A 1426-nucleotide genomic window follows, 5' to 3' on the forward strand; every position below is an offset into this window, starting at 1 on the left:
GGCCCAGAGTGTGTAAAAACCAGCCCAAGTATCGGCTGCGCGTAGCGCAGACGATACTTGGCTAGCCGGAACGCCTGAAAGTCCTGCCATCGCTCTAATCCGCCCTTAAGGCCGTTAATAGCGCTTTACAGCCCCTTTTATCGGGCGCAATGGAGGCTTTTCAAGCCGCCAGCGCTTTTACAAGATTCTGCGTGCCGAGGATGTTCATTACCCGCTTCAAGTTATAAGCAAGCACGTTCAAACTCATTTCGGTGCTCACTCCGCCAAGCCGTCGCGTCAGAAAATGCGTTGCACCCATCCACTGCTTGAGAGTCCCGAAGGGGTGCTCGACGGTCTGCTTGCGGATGGTCATTACCTGCGGCGCGTTAGCCAGGCGGGCCTGCATTTCTTCCAGTACTGCCTCATGTTCCCAGCGCCGAATTTTTCGCTCTCTGGCCGGTGTGCATTGCGCCTTTATCGAGCAGGCCTAGCAGTTGGAGCGCCAGTAAACGTCCAGCTTCTTGCCCTTGTCGATGTAAGAGTTGCGCCAGATCAGCACTTGATTGGCGGGGCAGACGTACACATCGTTGTCCGCGTCGTAAACAAACTCGTCATTGCCGAAACGGCCATCAAATTTGGCCCGCGAGCTCAGCGTTTTTGGCACATAAGCTGTGATCCCTGCCTCGTGACAGGCCAGGATTTCTCCGCTTTTGTAATACCCGCGGTCCGCCACCACCGACAACGATTCGACTTGCATCACCTCACGGGCCTGCTGGGCCATCGAACTAAGTTGATCAAGGTCGTGACCCACATTGATCACCTCGTGCGCGACGATCAAATGGTGCTTGGTATCCACCGCGGTCTGTACGTTGTAACCCACGATACCTTTTCCCCCACTGCTCATCATTGAGCGCGCGTCCGGATCGGTCAGCGAAATTTGTTTGTCCGGGGATTCTTCAAGCTGTACCTCGATGGTCTGCAACGCCTTCATTTGCTCCTTCAATTTGGCGATCTTCTCCTCTAGGCCGCCTTTGGGGCCTGCAGTCTTGGGCTCTTCCCGATCAGCCGCATCCAGCCCCTTTAGATAAAGGGCAATGCTTGATTCAATCTCTTCCATCCGACGCTTCAGTTTGGCACTGGTGAAATTGCGGTCGCGGTGATTGACCGCCTTGAATTTACTGCCATCGATGGCAACGAAATGCTCCGAGAAAAGCCCCAATTGTTGACACAGCACGACAAACTGCCGACAGACTCCTCGAATGCCCTTTGCGTTGTCTTTGCGAAAGTTGGCGATGGTCTTGAAATCCGGCATCAGGCGACCGGTCAACCACATCAGCTCGACGTTGCGCTGCGCCTCGCGCTCAAGGCGTCGGCTTGACTGGATACGGTTGAGATAGCCGTAGATGTAGATCTTCAGCATGACTGCAGGATGGTAGGCCGGTCGGCC

1 pseudogene is annotated in these 1426 nt (G+C 55.0%); it reads right to left on the reverse strand.

What is annotated here, in order from left to right:
* Positions 1–160 precede the first annotated feature (160 nt).
* Positions 161–1426: pseudogene (locus KBY02_RS25995) on the reverse strand (IS1182 family transposase); the annotation flags it as partial.

The sequence above is a fragment of the Pseudomonas sp. P129 genome (assembly GCF_020312195.1).
In the GTDB taxonomy this organism is placed as follows: domain Bacteria; phylum Pseudomonadota; class Gammaproteobacteria; order Pseudomonadales; family Pseudomonadaceae; genus Aquipseudomonas; species Aquipseudomonas fragariae.